Raw genomic sequence first — 23701 nt, 5'->3', positions numbered from 1 at the left:
AGTTGCGCCGTTCCGGGGAGAGGGCCTCTACGCGCACGCGCGCGTAGAGGCTCGGAAAATGCGGTCACGCAGCGTCTTCGTGGGGGCGTGGGCGGCCGTTCACGGCCCGGGGGTCTTGCCCCCTCACGCGAGGGGGCTCGGGCGCCTCACGGGCCGTCTACGACTTCCGCCCGCCCCGGGCGAATTTGAAGGTGATGCCACCGGCCCCGATCGGTCCGGCGGTCTGCGTGATGACGGTGAAGGTGTGCGCGGCAGCGTCGAGCAAGGCGCACAGGGCGGCGACCAATCCCCAGCAGCCCATGGCGGCGGCGCCCGCGATGACGAGCGGAACCAGGTAGTGACGCATCGGGCGTCCGGCCGGGTCGGTCGTGTGGACGACGATGACGACGGGATGTCCGGTGGCTTCCGCACGCCGGTAGGCGTCGGCGGGAATGTGCGGGGCGATGATCCCCGGCGGGTCACGGTGGTCCATCAGGGCTCTCCCTCCCGATCAGGTAGGGCTCGCGCAAGGCACGCAGGCACCGAGCGCGGCGGGGATGACGTATCCGGCATCGCGCCGGCACGCGGGGCAGATGCGCCGCGCCCGGTTGGCGCGGGCGAGCGCGGCCCACCGACCCGGCGTCATCGGCCGGACGGGCTTGGCTGCCTCGATGCGGTAGAGGTAGGCGACCAGCGGGCCCCGCCGTCGGCGGGGACGCCGGAGTTCGGCGACCACGTCCTGACCCCCCGGGCGCAGTCCCATCGCGCGGAGCTGGCGGCGGGTGGCCAGCCCGTCGGGGGCGAGCCGCCACCGGTACACCGGCAGTGCGCCACCGGCCGGGGCGGTGGCCATCAGCGGGCCGTGCCCGTCAGGTCGACGGGCACGCCGTTGACCGGACCGCGCAGCTCGGCGTAGCGGGTGGACACCCAGCCGACCGACCAGCCGCACAGCTCGGCCGCCTGCCGCACCGGCAGGCCCTCGGCATGCGCGGCGGCCACGACGGCGCGGGCGTCGTCCTCGGGCAGCTTGTCCGTGGCCGGACCGGCGGACAGCAGCGCGGCGCGTTCACGGCGCTCCTGCTCGGCACGCTCGCGCCGCTCGTGTTCGGCGCGTTCGGCGGTCTCGCGTTCACGGCGTTCACGCTCCCGCTCACGCTGTTCACGCTCACGCTCCAGACGTTCACGCTCGGCTTGCTCAGCCCGCTCCCGGGCCTGTTCCCGCTCGCGTTCCTCGCGCCGTGCGCGCTCTTCCCGCTCGGCCTGTTCACGGGCCATGCGGGCTTCGTGCTCGCGCTGTTCACGCGCCAGCGCCGCCGCGTGCTCGCGCTCCTCCCGGGCCCGCCGCACGGCCTCCTCACGCCGCTCGATCGCGGCGCGTTCACGGGCATCCCGCTCGGCCTGCTGCCTGGTCTCCAGCGCCACCACGGCGGCGCTGATCGCGCGCCGGTAGGCAAGCCCGGTCTCGGCGGTGACGATCAGCAGCAGCGGGGCGACCGCGTGCACCGCCACGCCCACCAGGTCGTTCTTGAGGGCGGAGTCGGCGACGTTGAGGGCGAGCGTCATGCAGCCGGTCATCCACCGCAGCGCGATCGGCCAGCGCCCGCCGTGCCCCCCGAGTCGGGCGAGCACGGCATCGAGGCGGACCACGATGACCACGGCCGCATCCACCACCAGCGGCAGGATGGGAGCCGTCCAGGCCCACCGGTCGGGGGTGTGGGCGGCGGCCAGCGGGGTGACGGTCAGGATCGAATACAGCATGGCGCCCGCCACGATCAGCCACGTGCCGGCCGACAGCGCGCGCTCGGCTGAACGGATCTGAACGGCGTTCATACGCTCACCCCCGACCGTGAACGCACGCGCATCGCAGCGATCAGCACGACCGCAGAGGCGGGGTCGTCGGGGTTCTCGCGGTCCTCGGTCCACGACCATTCGGCACCCGGTACCGGCTCGAACCCGAGCGCGGCGAGCGCGTGCGTACGTTCCGTGAACGTCGGCACCACACGGCCGAACCGGCACTCCGGCCACCGCTCGGTCGTGTCCAGCAGCACCACATACAGGCGCCAGCGGCCCGCCCGGACCGACATCTGCGCGGTGAACTCCCGCGCGCTCGTCTGCCCGCTCATGCCGCGCCGCCCCGGTGCGTGGTCGCGGCCTGGTGTGCCAGCGCGGCCAGCAGCCGACGCCGGGCCCGGCGGATACGCCGGACATCCAGCTCGCTGGGGGTGCGGTCCAGGGTGATGATCTGCGCGTCCAGCAGGTCGACGTCCGCCAGGATGACGGGCATCTCCCGCTCGATCGCGTCCAGCTCCGCGTTCGTCGGCTCCATGAAGTCAGCGAACGCGGTAACAGCGTCCTGAACAGTGACGATGTCTTCCATTGGGTCGTGTTCTCCCTCGCAGGTGGAACGGCCCGAACAGCGGCCCCGGTGCTCCAACACCGGGGCCGCGCGCCGTTGAAATGGGAAGGGATGCCGCTGCACTGGGCGCAGCGGCGAATGCGGCCAAGATCGATGGGCCGCAGTGCCCCGGACCGGACTCGAACCGGCCAGGCTGCCGTACGGGGCACGCCGGTCTTCTCCGCCTTGTTTCCGACCCCTTCGGGCAGGCGGACCACGGGTTACCGGCAGTTCCCTGTGTGAAGTTCTCAAGCTGCTTGCGCTGCCTTCGTACTCACCCCTGCGGGCTTTCCTCCGTGCGCTATCAGTCCAGGCAGGCGCACTTGCAGGCGTTGCACCTCCTGTTCAGCTTGTTGGTACAAGCTGATGCAGTGATGCTGCACCGGCGGACGGTGAGTCGTCAAGGGGGTTGGCCTACATGTACCAACAAGTTGCGCGAGTGCGTCATGATGAGGGCATGAACAAGCAACCGAAGTACCGGCAAGTCGCCGACGCCCTGCGCCGCGAGATCGACAACGGCACGTTCCCGCCGGGGTCGCGGCTGCCCTCCGAGAACGAGCTACAGCAGCGGTTCGACGCGTCTCGGAACACCGTCCGCAACGGGCTGAGCCTGCTGGTCAGCGAGGGACTGCTGACGTCCAGCCAGGGGCTCGGCTACGAGGTCAAGTCTCACGAGGTGTTCGAACTCAATGCGTCCCGGTTCGAGAACCTGAACTTCCCTCAGAACGGAGACTCGTACAACACCGACGTCACCAACGCGGGTCGACGGCCACACCAGACGTTCCGGGTTGAGATGCTGCAGGCGCCGGAGGAGATCGCTCGGCGGCTGAACATCATGACGGGTGCGAAGGCGGTGTTGCGGTTCTGCCATCGCTATGTGGACGACGTCCCTTGGTCGACGCAAGCGACCTACTACCCATCGTGGCTGGTCGAGGCGTCGCCGCGACTTGCCGAGCCCGAGGACATCGACGAGGGAACCACGCGGTATCTAGCGGCTCAAGGCATTGAGCAGATCGGGTACTTCGACGAGATCGCCGCGCGCATGCCGACGCCGGAGGAGGCGCGACTGTTGGAGATCAGCGCCGGCGTCCCGGTCCTTCTTTGGACGCGTACCGGCTATTCCGGGGACCGGCCCATCCGGTGCACCATCACCACGTTCCGGGGCGACCTCAACCAGATGAACTACGAGATCGGCGACCTGTCCGCCCGAAGCGAGAATGAGCCCAAGTGAGAATCGTCCCAGCTCAACCGCAGGATGTGTCCAAGCTGCTGGCCTTCCGTGAGGAGGCCGCAGCTTGGCTTTCCCGGCTTGGCACCGACCAATGGCAGCGCCCCTATCCGGCGGACAAGCTGCTGAAGACCGTTGAGGCGGGAACCGTCTTCATGGTCAGAGACGGCGACGCCACGGCGGGAACCATCACCCTCACTCCCGAGGCGGAAGCCGGGCTCTGGACAGACGAGGAGCTGACGGAACCCTCACTGTTCATCAACAAGTTGACAGTGGCTCGAACTCACGCCGGTCAGAACCTCGGTGGACGCTTGCTCGATTGGGCCGGAGACCGGGCCTACCGAGCGGGGGCGAAGTGGCTGCGCCTTGACGCGTGGACGACCAACGCCAGCTTGCAGGAGTACTACATCCGGCAGGAGTTCGAGTACGTCCGGACCGTCGTAGAGGGTGGGGCCGTGAACGGTGGCCCACGTGTCTCAGGGTGGCTCGCTCAGCGTCCGGCGCGGCCGACGAAACATGGATTCGTGGACGAAACCGCAGCTCCGGGGTCTTTGGCATGACTGCACATCGGGAGGTGTGCGACCAGCAAAGCTTGACTGATGTGCCACTGAACGTTAAGCGGGCACGATGAGCGAGGTAGTTCACTCCTCTTCGTCAAGCGGTGGGTCCACCTGCACGTGGCCGCTTCTGAGCCGCGACCGAATTGCCTGAACAGCGGCTTTCATGGCCGCAGGCCCGCCCGACACGAGCATGGGGATGACTACTTCGTGTACGACATTGATGCCGCCCCGTTCTTCCGTCGGGGGTTCCCACTCGACCTCAAGGCCGTGCTCCTCAAGAGTTCCGACCGTCATCCGAGCTAGCCCTGGGGTGCCGGTATACCGAAGTGTCCACGTTCTAGTCATGCGCTGTCTCCGCACTGCCGACTCAACGTCCCCTTACTTGACCAGCTGCCATTGCATTGCAGGGGAGTCTCGTAACAGCACCGTAGAACCAACTCTAGGAGGTGCCTAGCAGGCAGGCTGTGCCGCTTGGTCACAGGTGGGACAAGCTGACTGTCCGGCGCGAGCACAGTTGTGATGATCGGGGGGTGGCAGGACTCGGGGGACGCCGCCGACGGCGCAACTGGCAGTTGATCGGCGCCGTGGGCAGCCTGATGGTTGTGGTGAGCACCGTGTACGCGGTCCGAGCGATTATCCACGGTGGCCTGCAGTCAGCCGACACCGCAGGCATGCTGGGCCTCCCGCTGGGTGCGGCCGGTGTTGTGCTCGCGGGGGTGGCGTTGCGCAAGCCCGTCGAGGGCAACGACGCCGAACTCGCCCGCGGCTGGGCCGCGACATTGGCCAGCCAGGTCGAGGACCCAGAATTGGGGGAGGGCGCGGTGTGGCGGCAGCTGCTGGGCGATGACACCCAGCGCATCAATCTCGCGTATGTCCTGCATCCCGCTAGGGTCCGCCCGGCCATGGCCCCGGCTGCCGGGCGGCTGGCCGCCGGCGGTCCGGGCGCGGTGACGCTGCCGGACATCGTCACCTACTATCGCTCCATCCGCCCGCTGCGCCTGGTCGTCACTGGCGCGCCAGGGGCGGGTAAGACGGTCCTGGCGCTGGAACTGCTGCTGGCCCTGATCGACGACCGCAACGAGGATGATCCCGTTCCGGTCCGTATCCCGCTGTCGAGGTGGGACACCGAACGCCAGTCCCTGACCGAGTTGCTACAGCAGCGGCTGGTCGAGGCATACGACTGGCCTAAGGCACTGGCCGCCGGTCTCGTCCGCCACCGCCTGGTGCTACCGGTCCTCGACGGCCTGGACGAGATGGACCCCCCGCTCCCCGACGGCTCCCCAGATCCCGTCGCGCCCCGCGCCACCGCCGTCGTCCGCGCCCTCAACGCCTACCAGCAGGGCCGTGACGCCGGGCCCCTCATCCTGACCTGCCGCTCCCGGCACTACGACGCCTTGGACTCACATATCGAGGTCCTGGACGCCGCCCGCATCACCGTCGCCCCCGTCAATGCCGACGACGCCCGTACCTACCTCACCGACCGCGCCCTTGATGCGCCCCGCTGGCAGCCCCTGCTCGACGACCTAGCCGCACACCCGGGCGGAACCCTGGCCACCATCCTGTCCACTCCCTGGCGGCTGTGCCTGAGCGCCACCGTCTACCATCACGACGGCCAACCTTCCGAGCTTCTCGCCTTCCCCGACGCCGACGCCCTGGACTGCCACCTCCTGGCCCGCTACATTCCCGCCGCCACCCGCACCACCTCCAACCCCCGCGGCTACAAACCCGAGGACGTCCACCGCTGGCTCCACCACCTCGCCACGCACCTCGACCCCACCGGCACCCTCTCCGCCACGACCCCCGCGAGCGCGGAGGCCACCGACCTCGTCCTCCACGAGCTGTGGCCGCTTGCCGGACGCACCCGAGTCCGCACCACCGACGTCCTCCTCACCGTTCTCACCGTCCTTACCCCTCTCCCTCTCCTCTGGCCGATACTCCAGGTGCAGAAAACCCAGATCGTGCTGGTCGCCGTGTTCGGCATATGTGCGGCCATGGCCGGAGTGCTCGCCATCACTCCCGGCAAGCCCAACAGCCTGCAGAACCCGTTCAAGACCCCTCAAAACCGAAAGAGACTCGCATTCGGGCTTGCGGGCGCGTTCGCGTTCGCGCTCGTGTTCGCGGCCGGGCTTGCGTTCGGGTTCGCGGGCGGGCTCGCGAACGCGAGCGCGGGCGGGCTCGCGCTTGGGATTGGGATTGGGATTGGGATTGTGTTTGGGGTCGGGCAGGCGCCGGGTGAAAATCTCGGAGCCCGGTCCGTTATCCGGAGCGACGCCCTGCTCGGGCTCGTGGTCGGGATCCCGGTCGGGCTCGCGTTCGGGCTCGCGTTCGGAGTCGCGGTTCGGCTCTCGTTCGGGCTCGCGGCCGGGCTCTCGTTCGGGCTCACGGGCGGGCTCGCGGCCGGGCTCACGCTTGGGCTCGGGGCCGTTGCGGAAGCTTCGCGGCGGTATGTGGTTTTCCTGCTCTGCTCGCGCCGACGTCTCCCGTTCCGGCTCGGCCTGTTCCTGGACTGGGCCGTCACCGCAGGACTCATGCGCAACAGCGGACCCGCCTACCAGTATCGCCACCGCGAACTTCAGCACTGGTTACGCCAACGCCCCAGCCCCCCACCCGTCCCCTGACCACGCAGCCTCTGCCACGGCTCGACACGACGAACCCATTCGCATGGACCATTCGCGCAGGACAGCGTCGTCATGACGCCATTCCGAAGAGCACACCAACACCCCGCACTACCCGACGCCATCCCCCGACCTGCTAGAAGAAGGATGTGACACAGGTTCTGACTAGCGCGGGACGCAGCGTCAGAGTAGCGGCGTCGAAACCGCAATCTCAGCCCACAGCCTGACGGCGCACTTTGACGGCAACACAGATGCACATCGCCGTACTCGGAGAGCCTGCTGTGCACCCCGCACGGCAGGCAGGGGAGCCGCCTCACCGATCGTTAGGCCGTTGGGGTGAACTTGTAAAGCGAAGGTCGTCGGTTCGAATCCGACAGGGGGCTCCCCGGTGTCAGGCTCGCCCCCTCGCGGGAGCGAGCCTGCTGTGTGTCGTGGTCATCCCGCGAGGCCCTGCGGGGCGAGTTCGCCGGCCCGCTGCTCGCGGGCCACGGTGAGGATGACGTCCCGCAGCCGCTCGACGTACAGCCGCATGTTCTTGTACGCGGCGTCGGTGTCGGGGTAGCGGCAGGTGAACCACAGGCCCTCGTGGAGCCGGTTCAGCCAGACGCACACCTGGTCGCCGTAGGAGACGCGGACCAGCCCGTAGGCCGTCAGCTCGGCCCAGCGCTCCGATCCGGGGATGCCGCGTGCGTCGACGAACGACACGATCGAGTACAGGTCGGGGGAGGTCGGCCGGAAGTCCGCGCCGAGCAGGCGCAGCACCCGGGCCAGCGGCATGCGCGCCAGCGACCGGTTGGCCTGCAGTTCGGCACGCACCGTCTTGACGGCGGTGAGGAAGTCGGGCGCGTCGTCGACGGCGACCTCGATGGGCGCTCCGCCGACGTACCAGCCCACGGAATTGCTCCACTTGGACTTCACCCGGGTGTGGAACGGCACGACGGCGCGGTAGACGGGCCGGCCGCCGATCTCGTGGACGATGAGGCTCGTGGCGGCCAGGACGCCGACGAGGCTGCCGCCGAAGGGCCGGCAGTACGCCTCGAACGCCGCCGCGGCGTCCGCGTCGACGAGCATCTCCCGCATGAGCTTCTGCGTGGGCAGGGTGCCGCCGGGCTCGAGCCCCAGCTCTACGGGGAAGTTGGGCAGTTTCCCGTCGCACCGCTGGATGAACTCCCGCCAGCGGCTGACGATCGTGTGCGTGCCGTCGATGCGGTCCGCGTCCGCGCGCTCGATCTCGCAGAAGTCCACGTAGCTGCCGACCGGCGGCTCCTCCACGGGGCGGCCCTGCACCGCCGCCGCGTAGAGCTCGTGGATCTCGGCGGGGATGCGCTGGATGGAGTAGGCGTCGACGTTGCTGTGGTCGAAGCCAATGTACACGCTGGTGCAGTCGTCCCTGATCACCGCCGCGTAGAGGAAGTTGGGCCAGTTCAGCGCGTTGGCGCCGTCGTCGAAGCGGTCCTGGAGGTGCTGCACGAGCCGGTCCGCGTCCGGGAAGTCGCCGACCTCCTCGCGGTGCAGCGACACGGCCGCGGGGTCGAGGGTGAAGCGGCGCATCTCGTCGCCCTCCCAGCGGAAGCCGCTGCGCAGCGTCTCGTGCCGCAGGGTCCAGCCGCGCAGCGCCTCCTCGAGGGCGTCGAGGTCGACCGTGCCGGGGATGTCGAAGGCCGTGCCGAGCCAGGTCGGCACGAACAGGCCGTCCTCCCGCACGGACCGCGCGGTCCTGATGTGCCCTTCCTGGACGTACGCCGGCGGCCGGGGGTCGGTCGGAAGGTCCGCCGCAGCCGCGACTGTCGCCGGACTGAGCGCCCACTCGACAAGCCGTCCGGGCCGGACCTCGCAACGCTGGATGTCGGTCATTCGCACGGGCGTCTCCGTTCGCAGTTGGAGCCCGAATGGGGCGGACCCGATCAAGGGAATGCCGCGACCGTGAAAGGAGATGCGCGGAACATGGGCTGTTCCCACTTTTGAGTGGATTGAGTGATCGGCGATTGTGAGCCAATCGGTCTGCCGGGCATCTCGCAGCGCCATTCGGGGCGCATATTCCGGGCCTTCTCCTCGGACACGGGTCGTCCGGCGGTGCGGAATCCCCTTTAGTGACTGATAGTGTTCGTCCAGTCACAGTAGGCAATCAGCCTCGACTTACAGGCAATCAAGGACCGAGGGTTCCATGCGCAAGCTTCAGAAGGCCATGATCGCAGCGGCAGTGGCGGCCGGCGGCCTGTCCGCCATCGGCGCCGGCGCCGGTACCGCATACGCTCACGGCCACGACGGTGCGCCGAAGTCGGCCGAGCACTACCGGCCCTACCAGGAGTGCAGCCCCCAGACGGCGGCCGAGGGCGACCTTCCGATCAGCGTGCTGGGTCTGTCCGAGACCTTCGACACCACCTGCGGCCAGTTCAACAACGCCTTCACCGGCTGACGGCGGCCGCCAGGTCCTGCGCGACGCTTCCCGCGGGCCCCTCGGGCTCACCCCCGAAGGGGCCCGTCCGTGTGTGGCGGCCCGGCGTGCGAGGCCGCTCAACCCCAGGTCAGCCCTTCACTTCGCAAGCGAATCGGCCCCTAACGGGCGTCCCTCACAAAGGAAACGGATCACATGTTCAGTAGGAAGAAGATCGCGGCCGTCTCGGGGCTCATCTGCGGCCTCGCTGTGACCGGTCTCGGCGTCACCCAGGCGCATGCCGCGGCGGGTCCGGGCACCTGCACCGTCGACCTCCAGGGCAACGTCACCTGCGTGCAGAAGATCACCGGCCAGGTGCCCGAGGGTGAGGGGTTCGCCATCCGCAAGGCGACCACGTGCGTGCCGGTCCAGCCCATGCAGCTGCCGGTCATTCCGCTGGTGAACAACGGGTCCACCCGGATCGGCCCCGAGGTGACCTGTACTCCCGACGGCGCTCCGGCGCCCACCAGGAACGACAAGAACGACGACGGTTTCGAATTGCCCGGTGGCCTGCTGGGCTGACCCTCTTTTCGGGTGACGGACGGCCGGTATTCGGGGGGACCCGGACCGGCCGTTCGTCATGGCGGGGAATTAAAAATACGTTTATCGCCATAAACCGACACGGCGCATGGAAGACCCAGAGATCCCAAATGACTACGTTGCGTCTGTATATGCTCACATTAAGTAGTCAAACCAGGGCTTCACGCCCAGTCAGGGAAGGGTCGAACTATGCGCAAGTTTCAGCGGGCCGCGGTCGTAGTCGCAGCGGTCGCGGGGCTGTCCGCTCTCGGTGCCGGCGTCAGCTTCGCCGACGGCTTCGGCGGGGTCACCGCGGTGGCCTCCTCGCAGGCCAACGCCGTGGCCATGGGAGGCGCCCCGTACGGTCCGCAGGCCGCTCCGCAGGCGGCTCCGTACTTCGCGCCGACGAACGGTTTCAACTACATGCCGCAGACCGCCTACTTCGCCGCTCCGCAGGCCGCCCCCCAGGCGGCTCCGCAGGCGGCTCCCCAGGCGGCTCCGCAGGTCGCGCCGCAGGCGGCTCCGCAGGCCGGCTACGGCTACGCGGCCCCGTACGGCGGCCAGTAAGCAGCGCCGCACACCCTCATAAAGCACCGGCAGCCCGGACGCGCGAGAACCCCCTCGGGGCGCGCGGCCGGGCTGCGGCGATTGCAAAGGAAGAGAGCATGCTCAGTCGAAGGACCATCGCAACCGTCTCGGGGCTCCTCGGGAGCCTCGCCGTCATCTGTGCCGGCGGCGCGCAGGCGTACGCCGACCAGCGCCCCGGTGACTGCAAGACCTCCGCCGAGGGAGAGACGACCTGCGTGCACAAGAGCGAGTCCGTCCACAAGACCAAGCACGGCCGGTTCGTCGTCAAGCAGGACCAGAAGTGCACGACCGTATACCGGCCGCGGCTGTTGCTGCCCGACGACGAGACGCTGAGCACGGGGCACACCCAGGTGGGCCCGGTGGTGGAGTGCTCCAACACCGCACCGCTGCCCAAGGGGTTCAAGCGCCCTCACGTCGACCGCCCGCACATCCAGCGTCCGCACATCGAATTCTGAGGCGGCCGGGAACGCCGGAGAGCCCGGAACGCCGCAACGCCGGAAAGCCGGAACGCCGGATCGGAGACGGTTCCCGATCCGGCGTTCCGGCGTTGCGGGCTCTCCAGGCTTCGCGGCGACACCCAAGACCTCTGTGCGGCGACGCCAAAACCTCGGTGCCCCGGCCGGTCGGCCGGGGCACCGAGGTTCCTGCCTGTTTCTGCCTTACTTGCCGACGCTGTTGTTGCAGCCCATGCTCGAGCCCAGCGAGGTCTGCTGCGCGCCCGCGTTGCCCTCGCCGTTGAGCAGGTTGCCGCCCAGGCCGTTGAGGATGCCGACCTGGCCGAGGACGTCGACGTTGGCGTCGTGCGACCGGCAGGTGGTGCTCTGCAGGACGCTGAAGCTGGAAGTGCCACGGTGCCCTTCTCCGCCCGAACCCCAGCCGCCCTGATCGGCGTGGGCGGCGCCGGCACCCAGGAGCCCGACGCTGCTGATGGCAGCGACCAGGACGGCGGCCTTGCGAAGGTTGTGCATGTCATCTCCGGTGGAGTGAAGTGGATGCGATCTGTGACAGATCGACTTCGTGCAGTTACGGAGGCTAATACGAAATATCCATGGAAAACCGTGCGGCGCGCCGAATTCGGGGAATCCTCACCGCCTTGGTCGATGGCCGGGAATAGGCCGCGTACGAATCCCGTGCGCGAGTCACGCGTGCGTATCCCGCGTGCGTATCCCGCATACGAATCCGTGCATGAGCCGCGTGCGAGTCCCGTGCGAGTCCCGCGCGCAAACAAGGGGTCCCGGCCCCGAGTTGCCCTCGGTGCCGGGACCTGATTCCCGCTCGCGGTCGTGTGCGACCGGCCGCGCGAATTAGAAGGCGCTGTTGTTGCAGCCCATGCTCGAGCCGATGTGCGTGTCCTGCGCGCCCGGGTTGCCCTCGCCGTTGAGCGCGTTGCCCAGCAGGCCGTTGAGGAGGCCGACCTGGCCGAGGACGTCCAGGTTCAGGTCGTGCGACTTGCAGTTGGAGCTCTGCAGCACGCTGGTGTGCTGGTCGCCGCCCCGGCCGCCGTGGCCGCCTCCCTCTCCGGCCTGGGCGGTGCCGGCGCCGACGAGCCCGACGGTGCTGATGGCGGCGACCAGGACGGCAGCCTTGCGAAGCTTGTGCATGTCATCTCCGGTGGAGTGAAGTGGTTGCGATCTGTGGCAGATCGACTTCGTACAGTCACGGAGATTAATACGAAATAAGGGCAAACCGGGCAGCGACGCGCCGTGTTTTTCGATCTTGCCGTGCACGCCCCGGAGGGGGTGCGGCGGCTCTAGTGGGCCTTGGCGAGGGCGTTCGCCTGGCTGTTGCCCTGACCGCAGTTGACGCCCTTGGTCTCGGCGGCGGCGAGCAGCGCGACGGGGAGGTTGGCGTTGAGCAGGTTCTGCGGGCTGCACTCCTGGTAGGGGCGGAAGAGGTTGTTCTGCTCCACCGGGCCGGAGTGGGCGGCCGGGGCCGGCTGCGGGGTGAGCTGCGGGCTGAGCTTCGGGTTCACCTGCGGATTGAGCTGCGGGCTGACATCGGCGCCGCCCATCGGCGCGGCCTGGTGCTGCGGCGCGGGTGAACCGGTGGTGTGCGCGGTGGCCTGCGAACTGGTCCACGACGCGGCCTGACTGCCCTGCTGCGGGACGGGCGGCGGAGCGGCGTTGTACGCGGCGGGGGCGTCGGCGAAGCTGGGGGCGACGCCGATGGCGGACAGGCCCCCGGCTGCTGCTGCGACGAGCGCGACGTGCTGGAACTTGCGCATGGAACCCTCGGCCCTTCATTGACCTGTGCATGGAACGTGCGGAAAAGCTGGATGGACCATTGCTCTGGCCCTGTGCCAACGACATGACTTCGGCGCCCGTCACGGGAGTCGGGTGCCGGTCACCCATTTGCCGAGGAGGCGGAATCGGTGATCCGGTAATCCGATCAATGCCAAACGGGTGACGGGGTTTTCGACCCCGTGACCGGGCCGGTCAAAAGGTCGTTGCCAGCGGGGAGAGGGCAGTTGGGCATCCACCGGAGAGGGACATCGGGATCCGCTGTCGGCTCCGGCGTGACTGCACTGAATACAACGGATTTCCCTGCACTGGTTATTGAAGGGCCGAGGGTTCCATGCGAAAGCTTCACAAGGCCGCACTCGTCGTAGCGGCGGCCGGCGGTCTGTCCGCGATCGGCGCCGGCGTCAGCCACGCCGACTCCCCGGGCGGGTACTACCCCGGCTACCCCGGTTCCGCTCCTGCGCCGGCTCCTTACTATCCGGAGCCCCAGGCAGCGGCTCCGGCGCCCGCTCCCCAGTACTACTACGCGCCCCCGGCGCCCCAGTACCAGGCGCCTCCTCCCCGGTACTACGGGCCCCCGGCCCCCCAGTACTACCCGGCACCCCAGCAGAGCGCACCGCGGGCCGCGGCCGCGACCACCGCCGCGGGCAGCGCGCAGGCCGGTCCGCAGTACATGCGGCCGGTGATGCAGGCCGCTCCCCCGGCCCCGCCGCAGATCGGTCAGGCCTCCGCCTTCGCCTCGTCGGGCGGTGCCGCGCGGGCCGGTCAGCCGTCGTACAGCGCGCCGCAGCAGGCCGCACCGATGCAGGCCGCTCCCCAGCAGCAGGCCCCGCAGGTCGTGCCGCAGGTCGCCCCGCAGACCTCTCCGCAGGTCGTGCCGAAGGTGGCCCCGCAGGTCGAGATGCCGCAGGTCTTCAACCCCGAGCCGGCGCCGCACGTCGCGCCCCAGGTGAACCCGCAGGTGAACCCCGAGGTGAGCCCGCTCATCAACCCGCTGATCTCGCCGGCCAGCGCGCCGCAGGTGCCCGGGCTCGGACTCGGCCAGGTCGCGGCGCCGCCCGTGGGTCAGCTGGGTCTGCCGCGGCTCGGCTGACGGCCTCTCAGCAGGTGTTCACCCTCCCGACTCGATCTGCCGCAGATCACATCCGCTCGATCAATGGAGAAGACATGCGCAAGCTTCAGAAGGCGGCCGTCGTGGGCGCCGCCGTCCTCGGCAGCCTGGGTTCCCTCGGTGCCGCTCCCGCCTTCGCACACGGTGAGGCCGGGGCGCACGACGGCGGCTTCGGCATCTCGCAGGGCATCGAGTGCCGCTCGCACGACATGAACATCGACGTCCTCGGCAGCGTCGGCGCCCTCAACGGCGTGCTGGGCAACGCGCTCAACGGCGAGGGCAACCCGGGTGCGCAGGACCACCACCTCGGCTCGGACATGGGCTGCAACAGCAAGGCCCTCTGAGCGCTCGCCTCACCTGCTTCTCCGCACGGCCCTTCCCGGCATCCCCGCGCATGCGAACGCCCAGGTCAGGAGCGATCCGGCCTGGGCTTTCGCATGCCCGCACGCCTGCCCGCCTGCACGCCCCGGCGGACCGTCAACCGTCGTTCCTGTCGTTCCCGTCGTTTTCGTCGTGCCCACCCTTCCCGCCGTGCCCACCCTTCCCGCCGTTCCCGCCGAGGCTCCGGAGCGGTTCGTCGGTCAGCCGGTAGACCGTCCACTCGTCCTGCGGGCGGGCGCCGAGGGACTCGTAGAAGGCGATGCTCGGGGCGTTCCAGTCCAGGACCGACCACTCGAGGCGTTCGTAGCCGCGGGCGACGCAGATGCGGGCCAGTTCGGTGAGCAGGGCCCTGCCGTGGCCGGCGCCGCGGGCGGCGGGGCGGACGTAGAGGTCCTCCAGGTAGATGCCGTGGACGCCGCGCCAGGTGGAGAAGTTCAGGAACCACAGCGCGAAGCCGACCGGCTCGCCGGTGGCGGCGTCGGCCGCGATGTGGGCGAAGGCGGCGGGGTGTTCGCCGAAGAGGGCCTCGTGGAGCTGGGCCTCGGTGGCCCTCGCCTCGTGCGGGAGCTTCTCGTACTCGGCCAGTTCGCGGATCAGGGTGTGGATGACGGGGATGTCGGCGGGGGCCGCGGTTCGGATCATGCCGCCGAGGCTAAGGGGTCGGGCGGGGGGCCGCCGCGGACGGCACATCGCGGCGCTACCGGCGGGGTGCCCGGCCGGTGTGGCCGCGCAGGCGGCGGGCGACCTCCTGCCGACGAAGGCGCGGCCCGCCGTGCCGTTGTACCTCTGCTGTGCCGTCGCCAGTTCGCCCGGGATGTCGATCACCCGGCCGACGATACTGACATGCGTGAATCGCCTCATGCGAATCGACCGCGGCCTCGGAGACAGGGCGTGGACCTACGTGCGCAGCGCGCCCGGCACGTACGTCTGGCTGGCCGTCCTGTTCGTCACCACCGTCGCGCTGCACCACATGTCGCCGGAGTTCGAGCAGGACTTCCTGCGGCAGCGGTCCACGAACATCCATGAGCTGTCGAACGACCCCGCGCGGGTGCTGGTGCAGAGCGCGATGTGGATCGACGGCGGTCACTGGGTGCCGTACGCCGCGCTCTACACCGTCTTCCACGCGCAGGCCGAGCGCTGGCTGGGGACGTTGCGGTGGCTGGTGGTGTGCGTGGCCGCGCACGTGCTGGCGACGCTGATCAGCGAGGGCGCGCTGCTGCGGGCCGTACGGGACGGGATGGCGCCGCACTCCGCGGTCGACACCCTGGACATCGGGGTGAGTTACGCGCTCGCGGGGGTGGTGGCGGTCCTGACGTACCGGATCGCGCCGCCCTGGCGGTACGCGTATCTGGTGGTCGTGCTGGCCGTGTACGGGGAACCGCTCACCTCGACGCCCACCTTCACCGACCTCGGGCACTTCGTCTCCGTGCTGATCGGGCTCGGCTGCTATCCGCTGGTCAGAGGACGCGGAGAGGCATGGGACCCGAGGGAGGCATGGGCCGCGCGGAGGGGTTAGCTCAGGGCACCGGTTCCGGTACCGGGTCCTCCGCGCGGGCGCCGTGCTTGGGGGCCCGCGCCGTCACCATCAGGCCCGCCACCAGGCCGGCCAGGAGCATGACGCCGGCGGCCCACCAGATGGCGACCGTGTAGCCGTGCACGACGCCCTCCTTGACGACCAGCGCCTTGTGCGCCGGGTTGTGGAGGTGGGCGGTGATGTAGGCGGCGCTGCTGCTGGTGGCGATCGTGTTGAGCAGGGCCGTACCGATCGAGCCGCCCACCTGCTGCGAGGTGTTGACGGTCGCCGAGGTCACGCCGGAGTCCCGCGCGGCTACGCCCGCGGTGGCGGTGGCGAAGACCGGCATGAAGGTCAGGCCCATGCCCAGCCCCATCAGGAGCAGGGCGGGCAGGATCTCGGTGGCGTAGGACGAGTCGACCGTCATCCGCGTCAGGAGCACCATGCCGCCCGCCGCGAGGACCATGCCCGGGACCATCAGCAGGCGCGGCGGCACGTGGTTCAGCAGCCGGGCGGAGATCTGGGTGGAGCCGATGATGATCGCGACCGTCAGCGGCAGGAAGGCCAGGCCCGTCTCCACCGGCGAGTAGCCGAGCACGACCTGCAGGTAGTAGGTCATGAACAGGAACAGGCCGAACATGCCGATGGTGGCGAGCGCCATGGTCAGGAAGCAGCCGGCGCGGTTGCGCTCCTTGACGACGTGGAGCGGGAGCAGGGGCATGCGCGCCCGGGTCTGCCACCACACGAAGGCGGCGAGGAGTACGACGCCCGCCGCGAACATCGCGAGCACCAGCCCGTCCGTCCAGCCGCGCGACTCGGCCTCGCTGAAGCCGTAGACGATCGCGACCAGTCCGCCGCAGCCCAGCAGCGCGCCGGGGACGTCGAGGCGGGCGTCCGTGCGGCGGGGGCGGTCGTGGAGGAGGGAGAAGGCGCCGAGGACGGCGACGACCGCGATGGGGACGTTGACGAAGAGGCACCAGCGCCAGTTCAGGTACTCCGTCAGCAGGCCGCCGACGATGAAGCCGATCGCGGAGCCGCTGCCGGCCAGGGCGCCGTAGATGCCGAACGCCTTGCCGCGCTCCTTGGAGTCGGTGAAGGTCGTCGTCAGCAGGGACAGGGCCGAGGGGGCCAGTACGGCGGCGAAGGCGCCCTGCAGGGCGCGGGCGCCGAAGAGCATGCCCGAGGAGGTGGCGGCGCCGCCGAGCGCAGAGGCGGCGGCGAAGCCGATCAGGCCGAAGATGAACGTCCGTTTGCGGCCCACCAGGTCGGCGATGCGGCCGCCGAGCAGGAGCAGACCGCCGAAGGCCAGGGTGTACGCGGTGATGACCCACTGCCGGTTGGCGTCGGACATGCCCAGGTCGCGCTGCGCGGAGGGGAGGGCGATGTTCACGATCGTCGCGTCGAGCACGACCATGAGCTGGGCGAGGGCGATGATCACCAGACCCCACCAGCGGCGGGGGTCGGCGTCCATGGGAGTTTCACCTGCCCGGGCGTCACTCATCCGGCCAGAAGACCATGCCTCGGTCCGTATCGCATCTTCGGAGGCCTTGCGCTCGCTCATGGCTCCAGAACCACCTTTCCTGTCGTTGCGCGCGTTTCGAGTGCCCGGTGTGCCGCCGCCGCATCCGCGAGCGGGAAACGCTGCACGGCGGGGCTGAGGCGTCCCGCGGCGGCCTCGGCCAGAGCGCGCAGCTCCAGGGTCCGCAGCGGGTCGGGACCGCCGGCCCGGCGCATCATCACCGGACCGAGGACCTGCTCGGACAGGCCGTCGACGAGATGGGGCGCGCCGTCCCGGACGCCCTGGGAGGACCAGCCGAAGACGAGGTGTCTGCCGCCGGGACCGAGGAGGCCGGTGGCGTGGCGGGCGACCTCGCCGCCCACGCCGTCGAGGACGACCGTCGCGGGCCGGCCGCCCAGCCGGGCGCGGACCTGGTCCGGCCAGTCCGGCTCGGTGTAGTCGGCGGCGACGTCCGCGCCGTTCGCCCGCACCCGCGCGACCTTCCCGGGGCCGCCCGCGAGACCGACGACCACCGCGCCGGCGTTCTTCGCGTACTGCACGAGCAGCGTGCCGACGCCGCCCGCGGCCGCCGGGATCACGGCCACGGAGTCCGGGCCCAGCTCGGCGAACTGCACGATCCCCATCACCGTGCGTCCCGTGCCGATCATGGCGACCGCCTGGGCGGGGTCCAGTCCGGCGGGGATCTCGTGCACCCGGTCGACGTCGGTGACGGCCAGTTCGGCGTAGCCGCCGGACGCGAGCCCGAGATGGGCCACGACACGCCTGCCGAGCCACAGCGCGGCGACGCCCTCGCCGAGCGACTCCACGACGCCGGCGACCTCGCGGCCCGGGACGGTGGGCAGCCGGGGCGGCTCGGGCAGCGGCCCCCGGGCACCCGCGCGCAGGGCGGTGTCGAGCAGGTGCACCCCCGCCGCCGCGACGGCGATGCGGACCTGGCCGGGACCCGGTACGGGATCGGCGACCTCCTCGTGACGGAGGTTCCCGGCCGGGCCGAAGGCGTGCAGACGGATGGCGCGCATGGTGGGTCCCCCAGCTGTTCGGGAACGCCCCACTCTTCAACCTGAAGCCTGCTTGAGGTCAAGCGCGCGCCGGCCGAGGGCCAGCGACACCGCGGTGAGGGCGCTGTTGAAGGACACCTCGGACAGGACGCCGGGGGCCGCGACCTGGTCGCCGGCGAGGTAGACGCCGTCGCCGCGGTCGATGGCGGGCCGGTCGCGCCAGCTGGTGCCGGGCAGGTCGACGGCGCCGGTACGGCCGTTCGCGACGGACTCGCGCCGCCAGGTGACCCGCTCGCGCCAGCCCGCGAAGGCCAGGTCGAGCAGCTCCTCGGCGCGCGCGGCGCCGTCGGCCTTCGACTCGTACGGCGCGAGGGGGATCTGCCCCTGGATCAGCTGCTCACCGGCCGGGGCGAGGGAACGGTCCTGCGCGGTGAACCGCTCCAGCCGGCCGGGGGCGTCGAGGTCGGACACCGCGAAGGCGTCCCCGCGCCGGGTCCGCAGGGCGAGATCGACCAGTGCCGTACGGCCGCCGGTCCAGGTCAGGGAGGCGTCGCCGAGCAGCCGGCGGGCGGCGTCGAGGGAGGTCGCGACGACCACGGGACCGCCGGCCGGCAGCGTGTCGACGCGCGACAGGGTCTCCATCCGCACGCCCAGGTTCCACGCCCGCGCGGCCATCCGGTCGATGACGCTCGCCCAGCCGCCCCGCGGGTGGTGCGCCTCGCTCGGGAGCCTGGCGGCGCGGCGCAGCCGCTCCTGCACGAACGCGGCGGACAGGGCGCCCGGGTCGTGGTGGAAGAGGGTGACGGCGGAGTAGTGGGCGGCGGCGCGGGCGGCCTCCTCGCCCGCGACGCCCGTGGCCCAGCTCATGAAGTCGGCGTCCACGGGCGCCCGCTGCAGGCCGTGGCGCAGCAGTTTCAGCATCGCGAAGGGCGGGGTGCGGCGCAGCACGCCGTGGTGGCGCAGCCGCAGCCGGGCCGTCTCCAGGGGCGGGACCGGGGCCGGCGTGCCGAGCAGGCCGCGCTGCCTGAGCCAGGACCAGTGCGGGCCGCCGCTGTAGAGGGCGTGCGGTCCGTCGTTCGTCCGGTACGGGGCCTCGGCCGTGCGGGCTCTGCCGCCGAGGGTGTGGTGGGCCTCGTACACGGTCACTTTGGCGCCCGCCTCGGCAGCGGTGACGGCCGCGGTCAGTCCGGCGAAACCGCCGCCGATGACGGTGATGCGGTGCATGGGTGGGATCTCCCTCGGGTGTCGGACCTCAGTCGGGGGCTCCTTGTGCCGGTCGCCTTCGACGAGCCTTCGCGGATACGACGGTCTTCGGCACCCGGAATGTGACAGCGTTCGCGTTCTGCCTGCTCAGGGCCTCGTCACGGTGTGGCCGGGCGGATTGTCAGTGGCGGGGTGCAGGATGGGGGCCATGGCGAGGAGAGCGGCGGGTGGTCCGGGTGCGGCGCGCGGCGGGGCAGGCGCCCGCGGGTCGGCGGTGAAGGGGGCGCGGCGGCCGGAGGTGCGGCTGCCCCCGCTGGAGCCGTTCGAGGGCGGGGAACTGGAGCCGGACGGGGACTACGACGGGCTGGAGTTCCGGGACGCGGACCTCGCGGGGCAGGACGGCGGGGGAGCGAGGTTCATGGACTGCGCGCTGACGGGGTGCGCGCTGGACGAGACGCGGCTGCGGCAGGCCCGCGTCCTCGACTCGGTGCTGACGGGGCCGAGAGGCGTGGGTACCGACCTCGCCGAGGCGACCCTGCGCGACGTCGAACTGCTGGACGCCCGCCTCGGCGGAGCACAGCTGCACGGCGCCGTGCTGGAGCGTGTCGTCGTCCGCGGCGGCAAGATCGACTACCTGAACCTGCGCACGGCCCGGCTGAAGGACGTCGTCTTCGACAACTGCGTCCTCGTCGAGCCCGACTTCGGCGGCGCCATGCTGGAGCGGGTGGAGTTCGTGGACTGCGTCCTCAAGGAGGCGGACCTCACCGCGGCGGTGCTCAAGGACGTGGACCTGAGGGGGGCGGTGGAGCTGGGGATCGCGCGCGGTGTGGACCGGCTGGCGGGGGCGGTGATCAGTCCGGCGCAGCTGATGGATCTGGCGCTGGTGCTGGCGGGGGAGATGGGGATCCGGGTGGAGGGGTGAGGCCGGGCTGAGAGCCGTTTCAGGCCGGCAGTGTGTCAGGCCGTCAGTTTCAGGCCGGCAGTGTGTCAGGCCGGCCGTGTCACCGGACGCGGGGGAAGCGGGCCTGCAGGGTCCAGATCGCCGGGTTCTCGCCCAGGTCCTCGTGCAGGTCCACCAGGTCGGCGAGCAGGTCGTGCAGGAAATCCCGGGCCTCGCGGCGGAGTCCGGCGAAGGAGAGGGTCAGCGGCGGCTCCTCCGGGGGCATCCAGTCCGCCTCCACCTCCACCCACCCGAAGCGCCGCTCGAAGAGCATCCGGTCGGTCGACTCGGTGAAGTCGAGCTCCGCGCGCTGGGGACGCGCGGCGCGGGACCCCGCCGGGTCCCGGTCCAGCCGCTCCACGATGTCGCACAGCGCCCACGCGAAGTCGAGCACCGGCACCCATCCCCAGGCTGTGGACAACTCCCGGTCGGCCTTGGTGTCGGCGAGGTAGACGTCGCCGCAGAACAGGTCGTGGCGCAGGGCGCGGACGTCCGCGCGGCGGTAGTCGGTCTGCGGGGGGTCCGGGAAGCGGTTGGAGAGGGCGTAGCCGATGTCGAGCACGTACGGAATGGTGTCACGCCGTCCGGTACGCACGGGACGGCGTCTGCGCCGTCCCGGGAACACGCGCAGCCGTGGGGTCACGCGCCGTCCCGGGGTCACGCGCCGCTCCGGGATCATGCGCCGCTGCGGGATCACCCGTCGTCCTAGGATCTCAGCCGTGCCCCGATCCCTGCCGACTGTCCCGGCCGCCCTGCTCGCCCTCGTCCTGACCGCGTGCGACGGCGGTGTCCACGGCACCCCGGGCGGCTCCGGCGTGCACGACCCGTACTTCCCGAAGGCCGGCAACGGCGGGTACGACGTCGGCCACTACGACCTGAGACTCGCCTACGACCCCTCCGGCGGCGACCGGCGTCTGACCGGCATTGCGACCCTCACCGCCCGCGCCGACCAGGACCTCTCCGCCTTCGACCTCGACCTCGTGGGGCTGCACGTCGACGGGGTCACCGTCGAGGGCCGGCCCGCCCGCTTCAACCGGGCCGGGCAGGAGCTCACCGTCCGCCCGCACGACGACCTCGCCGCTCGCGAGACCTTCCGCGTCACCGTCCGCTACTCCGGCACCCCGCGGACCCTCACCGACCCCGACGGCTCCCACGAGGGCTGGCTGCGCACGGCCGACGGGGCGCTCGCCCTCGGCGAACCGGTCGGCTCCATGGCCTGGTTCCCGGGCAACCACCACCCCTCCGACAAAGCGACGTACGACATCGCGGTCACCGTGCCGAAGGGCCTGCAGGCCGTGTCCAACGGGGAGTTGACGGGCGAGACGAGCGCCGGCGGCCGTACGACCTTCAGCTGGCACACGGCCGCGCCGATGGCGAGCTACCTCGCCACGGTCGCCGTGGGCCACTACGACGTCAGCCGGTACACCATCGGCCCGGACCGGCTGCCGGCGTACGTGGCCGTCGACCCGACCCAGACGAAGGCGAGCCGCGCGGTGCTCGCGAAGATCCCCGAGATCGTGGAGTGGGAGGAGCACAACTTCGGGCCCTATCCCTTCTCCTCCACCGGCGCGATCGTCGTCCGGCCGCAGGACGCCGAGTACTCCTTGGAGACCCAGAACCGGCCCGTCTTCCACGGCGCGCCCGGTACCGGGACCCTCGTCCACGAACTCGTCCACCAGTGGTACGGCGACTCCGTCACGCCACGGACCTGGCGGGACATATGGCTCAACGAGGGCTTCGCCACCTACGCCGAGTGGCTCTGGGAGGAGGACCACGGCGGCGACAGCGCGCAGCAGACCTTCGACAGGCTCTACGCCCACGGCGAGGACGACCACCCGGGTCTGTGGTCCTTCCCGCCCGCCAAGCCGAGCGGCGCCGCCCACCTCTTCGACGACCCGGTCTACGTCCGCGGTGCGATGGTCCTGCACAAGATCCGGCAGACGGTCGGCGACGCCGCCTTCTACGACATCCTCCGGGGCTGGGCCGCCGCCCACCGGCACGGCAACGCCGACACCGGCGAGTTCACGGCGTACGTCGAGAAGAAGGCGCCGGACAAGGACTTCGGCCCGATCTGGAAGAACTGGTTGTACGGGAAGGGGAAGCCGGACCGTCCGTGAGGAGGCCGCCACGACGGACGGACCGGCCCGTATCGTCCCCGCAGGTCAGGTCAGGTCAGGTCAGGTCAGGTCAGTTGACGTTGACCGCCTTCCAGGCCGCGGCCACCGCGTCGTACTCCGCGCCCGCATACTGCACCGTCGCCGGTGCGGCTCACTCGGCCGGGGTGGGGAGTTCCTTGCGCAGCACCGCGCAGGGGCGGCCCTGTCGGAGGTCGGGGCGGTGGTCGATCACCTCGTAGTTGAGGGCCGTCCAGAAGGCGAGGGCCGCGGGGTTGCTGTCGAGTACGGCGAGCCGGACGGCACCGCGGCCCGCCGCCCGGAAGCGGTCCTCGACGAGCGTGGCCAGGCGGCGGCCGTGGCCCTGGCCGTGCAGGCCCGCGTCCACCATCAGCAGGCCGATCCACGGGTCCGGGTCGGAGGGGTCGGGGTGGTGGGCGAGGGTGACGGCGATCCCGACGAGCCGCCCCTCGCTGCGGGCGAGCAGCACCTCGGCGTCCGGGTGCACGAACTCGTCGGCCAGCACGGTCGCGACCTGCTCGGGCCGGATGTCGTCCGGGTCGGGGAAGTCACCGCTGAGGGCGTGGAAGTCGCGGTTGGAGGCGTAGAGGGCGGTCAGCTCGGTGAGGATGGGGGCCGGGATGTCGTGGTCGGGGGTGAGGCGGAGCTGCTCGAGGATCATGTCGCGCAACCTATCCGCACGCGCGGGCGGCAGTACCTGAGGCGCGATCAGACGCCGGCCCGGTCCAGTGCGCTCTGCAGCGACTGCCGGTAGCCGGCGCTGGTGTACGAGGCTCCCGACACCGTGTCGATGCTCGCGCTCTGCGCCTGGAGCGTCTCCTGGTCGAGTTTGGGGACGGCGGTGGAGTTGATGTCCTTGCTGCGTGCCGTCCCGTCCGGGTACTGAACGGCGCTCGCCCCGGTGATCCTGCTGCCGGTGAGGGTGATCCGTACCTGGACGGGGCCGTACTTCGTCTGCGCCGTGGTCCCGGTGACGGTGCGGGTCGTGGGGGCGGCGGCTGTGGTCTTCGGCGCGGAGGGGGCACTGCTCGTCCTGGTGGGCGCGGCGGGCGCCGAGCGCGGTGCGCCCGGCGTGGCAGCGGTGTGCTTCTTCGCGGGGGTCTTCCGCCGCGAGGCCGACGCGGACGGGGAGGGCGAGGCCGCGGACGGGGAAGGCGGCGCGGAGGACCGGGCCGTGGCCGTGACCGTGGCCGTGGGCGCGTCGGCCTGTGCCAGGCCCGGGTCGGTGCTCGGCTTCAGAGCGAGCAGCAGCACGATGCCGGAGACGGTGCCGACCGTGGCCAGCAACGCGTGGCGGAACGGATGCTTCTTCCTCATGGGAGTCTCAGCGCAACAACGGAACC

General features: G+C 70.7%; 28 protein-coding genes. 12 read left to right on the top strand and 16 right to left on the bottom strand.

Annotation, left to right across the window (positions count from 1 at the left end):
* Positions 1-157 precede the first annotated feature (157 nt).
* The 5 genes from ACJ9NR_RS18115 to ACJ9NR_RS18095 are packed head-to-tail and all read right to left on the bottom strand — an operon-like array spanning position 158 to position 2356.
* A complete protein-coding gene (locus tag ACJ9NR_RS18115) occupies positions 158-472 on the bottom strand; it encodes a hypothetical protein (protein WP_412488612.1) in 315 nt (104 codons plus the stop codon).
* A gap of 18 nt (positions 473-490) precedes the next feature.
* Positions 491-832 (bottom strand): RRQRL motif-containing zinc-binding protein, encoded by a 342-nt coding sequence (locus tag ACJ9NR_RS18110; protein ID WP_412488611.1) that lies wholly within the window; start codon positions 830-832, stop codon positions 491-493.
* On the bottom strand, positions 832-1809 hold the full coding sequence (locus ACJ9NR_RS18105; RefSeq protein WP_412488610.1) for a DUF2637 domain-containing protein: 978 nt from the start codon (positions 1807-1809) through the stop codon (positions 832-834). Before ACJ9NR_RS18105 ends, ACJ9NR_RS18110 begins: the two co-directional genes overlap by 1 nt.
* Positions 1806-2102 (bottom strand): DUF6303 family protein, encoded by a 297-nt coding sequence (locus ACJ9NR_RS18100; RefSeq protein ID WP_412488609.1) that lies wholly within the window; start codon positions 2100-2102, stop codon positions 1806-1808. The genes ACJ9NR_RS18105 and ACJ9NR_RS18100 overlap by 4 nt, the downstream gene beginning before the upstream one ends.
* On the bottom strand, positions 2099-2356 hold the full coding sequence (locus ACJ9NR_RS18095; RefSeq protein WP_412488608.1) for a DUF6284 family protein: 258 nt from the start codon (positions 2354-2356) through the stop codon (positions 2099-2101). Before ACJ9NR_RS18095 ends, ACJ9NR_RS18100 begins: the two co-directional genes overlap by 4 nt.
* 475 nt (positions 2357-2831) lie before the next feature.
* On the opposite strand from ACJ9NR_RS18095, the gene ACJ9NR_RS18090 reads away from it, so the two are divergent.
* The 3 genes from ACJ9NR_RS18090 (at position 2832) to ACJ9NR_RS18080 (ending at position 6780) form a co-directional block, all read left to right on the top strand.
* The gene (locus ACJ9NR_RS18090) at positions 2832-3605 is read left to right on the top strand and encodes a GntR family transcriptional regulator (protein WP_412488607.1); all 774 of its coding nucleotides are present in this window, start codon (positions 2832-2834) and stop codon (positions 3603-3605) included.
* On the top strand, positions 3602-4162 hold the full coding sequence (locus ACJ9NR_RS18085; protein ID WP_412488606.1) for a GNAT family N-acetyltransferase: 561 nt from the start codon (positions 3602-3604) through the stop codon (positions 4160-4162). Before ACJ9NR_RS18090 ends, ACJ9NR_RS18085 begins: the two co-directional genes overlap by 4 nt.
* Before the next feature lie 530 nt (positions 4163-4692).
* Positions 4693-6780: an NACHT domain-containing protein gene (locus ACJ9NR_RS18080; RefSeq protein WP_412488605.1), complete on the top strand. Its 2088-nt coding sequence runs from the start codon at positions 4693-4695 to the stop codon at positions 6778-6780.
* Positions 6781-7212: 432 nt separating this feature from the next.
* On the opposite strand, the gene ACJ9NR_RS18075 is transcribed toward ACJ9NR_RS18080, so the two are convergent.
* On the bottom strand, positions 7213-8637 hold the full coding sequence (locus tag ACJ9NR_RS18075; protein ID WP_412488604.1) for a condensation domain-containing protein: 1425 nt from the start codon (positions 8635-8637) through the stop codon (positions 7213-7215).
* Between the two features lie 304 nt (positions 8638-8941).
* On the opposite strand from ACJ9NR_RS18075, the gene ACJ9NR_RS18070 reads away from it, so the two are divergent.
* The 4 genes from ACJ9NR_RS18070 (at position 8942) to ACJ9NR_RS18055 (ending at position 10773) form a co-directional block, all read left to right on the top strand.
* The gene (locus tag ACJ9NR_RS18070) at positions 8942-9193 is read left to right on the top strand and encodes a hypothetical protein (RefSeq protein ID WP_412488603.1); all 252 of its coding nucleotides are present in this window, start codon (positions 8942-8944) and stop codon (positions 9191-9193) included.
* A 174-nt stretch (positions 9194-9367) separates the two neighbouring features.
* Entirely contained in the window at positions 9368-9733 is a 366-nt protein-coding gene (locus ACJ9NR_RS18065; protein ID WP_412488602.1) for a hypothetical protein, read from the top strand.
* A gap of 207 nt (positions 9734-9940) precedes the next feature.
* Entirely contained in the window at positions 9941-10297 is a 357-nt protein-coding gene (locus tag ACJ9NR_RS18060; RefSeq protein ID WP_412488601.1) for a hypothetical protein, read from the top strand.
* A 98-nt stretch (positions 10298-10395) separates the two neighbouring features.
* Positions 10396-10773 (top strand): hypothetical protein, encoded by a 378-nt coding sequence (locus tag ACJ9NR_RS18055; RefSeq protein WP_412488600.1) that lies wholly within the window; start codon positions 10396-10398, stop codon positions 10771-10773.
* Between the two features lie 204 nt (positions 10774-10977).
* Here ACJ9NR_RS18055 and ACJ9NR_RS18050 read toward each other — a convergent pair whose 3' ends face one another.
* The 3 genes from ACJ9NR_RS18050 to ACJ9NR_RS18040 form a co-directional block, all read right to left on the bottom strand.
* On the bottom strand, positions 10978-11286 hold the full coding sequence (locus ACJ9NR_RS18050) for a hypothetical protein (RefSeq protein ID WP_412488599.1): 309 nt from the start codon (positions 11284-11286) through the stop codon (positions 10978-10980).
* 336 nt (positions 11287-11622) lie between these two features.
* Positions 11623-11919, bottom strand: coding sequence for a hypothetical protein (locus ACJ9NR_RS18045; protein ID WP_412488598.1), 297 nt, complete (start codon positions 11917-11919; stop codon positions 11623-11625).
* 149 nt (positions 11920-12068) lie between these two features.
* A complete protein-coding gene (locus ACJ9NR_RS18040; protein ID WP_412488597.1) occupies positions 12069-12542 on the bottom strand; it encodes a hypothetical protein in 474 nt (157 codons plus the stop codon).
* Between the two features lie 350 nt (positions 12543-12892).
* Between ACJ9NR_RS18040 and ACJ9NR_RS18035 the strand changes: the two genes are divergently transcribed.
* Both ACJ9NR_RS18035 and ACJ9NR_RS18030 read left to right on the top strand, forming a co-directional pair.
* Positions 12893-13651 (top strand): hypothetical protein, encoded by a 759-nt coding sequence (locus tag ACJ9NR_RS18035; protein WP_412488596.1) that lies wholly within the window; start codon positions 12893-12895, stop codon positions 13649-13651.
* A gap of 74 nt (positions 13652-13725) precedes the next feature.
* Positions 13726-14013, top strand: a complete 288-nt coding sequence (locus ACJ9NR_RS18030; RefSeq protein WP_412488595.1) for a hypothetical protein — start codon at positions 13726-13728, stop codon at positions 14011-14013.
* A gap of 133 nt (positions 14014-14146) precedes the next feature.
* On the opposite strand, the gene ACJ9NR_RS18025 is transcribed toward ACJ9NR_RS18030, so the two are convergent.
* A complete protein-coding gene (locus ACJ9NR_RS18025; protein ID WP_412488594.1) occupies positions 14147-14692 on the bottom strand; it encodes a GNAT family N-acetyltransferase in 546 nt (181 codons plus the stop codon).
* A 217-nt stretch (positions 14693-14909) separates the two neighbouring features.
* Between ACJ9NR_RS18025 and ACJ9NR_RS18020 the strand changes: the two genes are divergently transcribed.
* The gene (locus ACJ9NR_RS18020) at positions 14910-15566 is read left to right on the top strand and encodes a rhomboid-like protein (RefSeq protein ID WP_412488593.1); all 657 of its coding nucleotides are present in this window, start codon (positions 14910-14912) and stop codon (positions 15564-15566) included.
* Between the two features lies 1 nt (position 15567).
* Here ACJ9NR_RS18020 and ACJ9NR_RS18015 read toward each other — a convergent pair whose 3' ends face one another.
* Genes ACJ9NR_RS18015 through ACJ9NR_RS18005 form a run of 3 tightly spaced genes read right to left on the bottom strand, consistent with a single transcriptional unit; the run spans position 15568 to position 19304 of the window.
* Positions 15568-17064, bottom strand: a complete 1497-nt coding sequence (locus ACJ9NR_RS18015) for an MFS transporter (RefSeq protein WP_412488592.1) — start codon at positions 17062-17064, stop codon at positions 15568-15570.
* A 56-nt stretch (positions 17065-17120) separates the two neighbouring features.
* Positions 17121-18101: a zinc-binding dehydrogenase gene (locus tag ACJ9NR_RS18010; protein ID WP_412488591.1), complete on the bottom strand. Its 981-nt coding sequence runs from the start codon at positions 18099-18101 to the stop codon at positions 17121-17123.
* Between the two features lie 36 nt (positions 18102-18137).
* Positions 18138-19304, bottom strand: coding sequence for an NAD(P)-binding protein (locus tag ACJ9NR_RS18005; RefSeq protein ID WP_412488590.1), 1167 nt, complete (start codon positions 19302-19304; stop codon positions 18138-18140).
* A 187-nt stretch (positions 19305-19491) separates the two neighbouring features.
* Here ACJ9NR_RS18005 and ACJ9NR_RS18000 point away from each other — a divergent pair, with 187 nt between their 5' ends.
* Positions 19492-20205, top strand: a complete 714-nt coding sequence (locus ACJ9NR_RS18000) for a pentapeptide repeat-containing protein (RefSeq protein ID WP_412488589.1) — start codon at positions 19492-19494, stop codon at positions 20203-20205.
* 79 nt (positions 20206-20284) lie between these two features.
* Here ACJ9NR_RS18000 and ACJ9NR_RS17995 read toward each other — a convergent pair whose 3' ends face one another.
* Positions 20285-20785 (bottom strand): hypothetical protein, encoded by a 501-nt coding sequence (locus ACJ9NR_RS17995; RefSeq protein WP_412488588.1) that lies wholly within the window; start codon positions 20783-20785, stop codon positions 20285-20287.
* Positions 20786-20942: 157 nt separating this feature from the next.
* Here ACJ9NR_RS17995 and ACJ9NR_RS17990 point away from each other — a divergent pair, with 157 nt between their 5' ends.
* Positions 20943-22340 (top strand): M1 family metallopeptidase, encoded by a 1398-nt coding sequence (locus ACJ9NR_RS17990; RefSeq protein ID WP_412488587.1) that lies wholly within the window; start codon positions 20943-20945, stop codon positions 22338-22340.
* A gap of 151 nt (positions 22341-22491) precedes the next feature.
* On the opposite strand, the gene ACJ9NR_RS17985 is transcribed toward ACJ9NR_RS17990, so the two are convergent.
* Positions 22492-23019: a GNAT family N-acetyltransferase gene (locus ACJ9NR_RS17985; RefSeq protein ID WP_412488586.1), complete on the bottom strand. Its 528-nt coding sequence runs from the start codon at positions 23017-23019 to the stop codon at positions 22492-22494.
* Between the two features lie 47 nt (positions 23020-23066).
* Positions 23067-23675 carry an FMN-binding protein gene (locus ACJ9NR_RS17980; protein WP_412488585.1) on the bottom strand — a complete coding sequence of 203 codons (609 nt, stop codon included), beginning with the start codon at positions 23673-23675 and terminating at the stop codon, positions 23067-23069.
* Between the last annotated feature and the right edge of the window lie 26 nt (positions 23676-23701).

Source organism: Streptomyces sediminimaris, assembly GCF_047049295.1.
Lineage (GTDB): Bacteria > Actinomycetota > Actinomycetes > Streptomycetales > Streptomycetaceae > Streptomyces > Streptomyces sediminimaris.
Note: the sequence above shows the minus strand (reverse complement) of the source record. Positions and strands in the feature narration are given on the sequence as shown.

What these genes read in the sequence shown, in the direction of transcription:
- ACJ9NR_RS18115 (WP_412488612.1), bottom strand. Translation starts at nt 472, where the DNA reads ATGGACCACCGTGACCCGCCGGGGATCATCGCCCCGCACATTCCCGCC.
- ACJ9NR_RS18110 (WP_412488611.1), bottom strand. Translation starts at nt 832, where the DNA reads ATGGCCACCGCCCCGGCCGGTGGCGCACTGCCGGTGTACCGGTGGCGG.
- ACJ9NR_RS18105 (WP_412488610.1), bottom strand. Translation starts at nt 1,809, where the DNA reads ATGAACGCCGTTCAGATCCGTTCAGCCGAGCGCGCGCTGTCGGCCGGC.
- ACJ9NR_RS18100 (WP_412488609.1), bottom strand. Translation starts at nt 2,102, where the DNA reads ATGAGCGGGCAGACGAGCGCGCGGGAGTTCACCGCGCAGATGTCGGTC.
- ACJ9NR_RS18095 (WP_412488608.1), bottom strand. Translation starts at nt 2,356, where the DNA reads ATGGAAGACATCGTCACTGTTCAGGACGCTGTTACCGCGTTCGCTGAC.
- ACJ9NR_RS18090 (WP_412488607.1), top strand. Translation starts at nt 2,832, where the DNA reads ATGAACAAGCAACCGAAGTACCGGCAAGTCGCCGACGCCCTGCGCCGC.
- ACJ9NR_RS18070 (WP_412488603.1), top strand. Translation starts at nt 8,942, where the DNA reads ATGCGCAAGCTTCAGAAGGCCATGATCGCAGCGGCAGTGGCGGCCGGC.
- ACJ9NR_RS18065 (WP_412488602.1), top strand. Translation starts at nt 9,368, where the DNA reads ATGTTCAGTAGGAAGAAGATCGCGGCCGTCTCGGGGCTCATCTGCGGC.
- ACJ9NR_RS18060 (WP_412488601.1), top strand. Translation starts at nt 9,941, where the DNA reads ATGCGCAAGTTTCAGCGGGCCGCGGTCGTAGTCGCAGCGGTCGCGGGG.
- ACJ9NR_RS18055 (WP_412488600.1), top strand. Translation starts at nt 10,396, where the DNA reads ATGCTCAGTCGAAGGACCATCGCAACCGTCTCGGGGCTCCTCGGGAGC.
- ACJ9NR_RS18050 (WP_412488599.1), bottom strand. Translation starts at nt 11,286, where the DNA reads ATGCACAACCTTCGCAAGGCCGCCGTCCTGGTCGCTGCCATCAGCAGC.
- ACJ9NR_RS18045 (WP_412488598.1), bottom strand. Translation starts at nt 11,919, where the DNA reads ATGCACAAGCTTCGCAAGGCTGCCGTCCTGGTCGCCGCCATCAGCACC.
- ACJ9NR_RS18040 (WP_412488597.1), bottom strand. Translation starts at nt 12,542, where the DNA reads ATGCGCAAGTTCCAGCACGTCGCGCTCGTCGCAGCAGCAGCCGGGGGC.
- ACJ9NR_RS18035 (WP_412488596.1), top strand. Translation starts at nt 12,893, where the DNA reads ATGCGAAAGCTTCACAAGGCCGCACTCGTCGTAGCGGCGGCCGGCGGT.
- ACJ9NR_RS18030 (WP_412488595.1), top strand. Translation starts at nt 13,726, where the DNA reads ATGCGCAAGCTTCAGAAGGCGGCCGTCGTGGGCGCCGCCGTCCTCGGC.
- ACJ9NR_RS18025 (WP_412488594.1), bottom strand. Translation starts at nt 14,692, where the DNA reads ATGATCCGAACCGCGGCCCCCGCCGACATCCCCGTCATCCACACCCTG.
- ACJ9NR_RS18020 (WP_412488593.1), top strand. Translation starts at nt 14,910, where the DNA reads ATGCGAATCGACCGCGGCCTCGGAGACAGGGCGTGGACCTACGTGCGC.
- ACJ9NR_RS18015 (WP_412488592.1), bottom strand. Translation starts at nt 17,064, where the DNA reads ATGAGTGACGCCCGGGCAGGTGAAACTCCCATGGACGCCGACCCCCGC.
- ACJ9NR_RS18010 (WP_412488591.1), bottom strand. Translation starts at nt 18,101, where the DNA reads ATGCGCGCCATCCGTCTGCACGCCTTCGGCCCGGCCGGGAACCTCCGT.
- ACJ9NR_RS18005 (WP_412488590.1), bottom strand. Translation starts at nt 19,304, where the DNA reads ATGCACCGCATCACCGTCATCGGCGGCGGTTTCGCCGGACTGACCGCG.
- ACJ9NR_RS18000 (WP_412488589.1), top strand. Translation starts at nt 19,492, where the DNA reads ATGGCGAGGAGAGCGGCGGGTGGTCCGGGTGCGGCGCGCGGCGGGGCA.
- ACJ9NR_RS17985 (WP_412488586.1), bottom strand. Translation starts at nt 23,019, where the DNA reads ATGATCCTCGAGCAGCTCCGCCTCACCCCCGACCACGACATCCCGGCC.
- ACJ9NR_RS17980 (WP_412488585.1), bottom strand. Translation starts at nt 23,675, where the DNA reads ATGAGGAAGAAGCATCCGTTCCGCCACGCGTTGCTGGCCACGGTCGGC.